This window comes from Pseudomonas sp. FSL R10-2189, from assembly GCF_009600325.1.
Classification (GTDB): domain Bacteria; phylum Pseudomonadota; class Gammaproteobacteria; order Pseudomonadales; family Pseudomonadaceae; genus Aquipseudomonas; species Aquipseudomonas helleri.
Genome location: NZ_WIVZ01000147.1, coordinates 1 through 308, shown reverse-complemented (window position 1 = coordinate 308; position 308 = coordinate 1). Strand labels below are relative to the sequence as shown.

Here is a 308-nt window from a genome sequence, read left to right as displayed (position 1 = left end):
CGCTGGCGATGTCGGTTTGCATCTGCACAAACAGATGCCCGCCGAACAGGAACAGCAGGGCAAATGCGACACTGGCCAGCAGCGACCAGCCGCAAGCCACCACCATTGAACGGCGCAACGCTTCCCGGTCACGGGCGCCGATTGCATGCCCGCATAAGGCTTCGACTGCGTGGGCCAGACCGTCCAGCGCATGGGCGGCCAACAGAAGGCCGTTGAGCAGCAGCGCATTCGCAGCCACGGTCGCGTCGCCCAGCCGTGCACCTTGCAGGGTGATGGCGAAAAACACCGATTGCAGCAGCAGGCTGCGA

At 64.3% G+C, this 308-nt stretch carries 1 protein-coding gene; it reads right to left on the bottom strand.

From position 1 onward, the window contains the following. On the bottom strand, positions 1 to 308 hold a 308-nt coding region (locus GHO32_RS26295), incomplete at both ends, for an MATE family efflux transporter (RefSeq protein WP_256678638.1).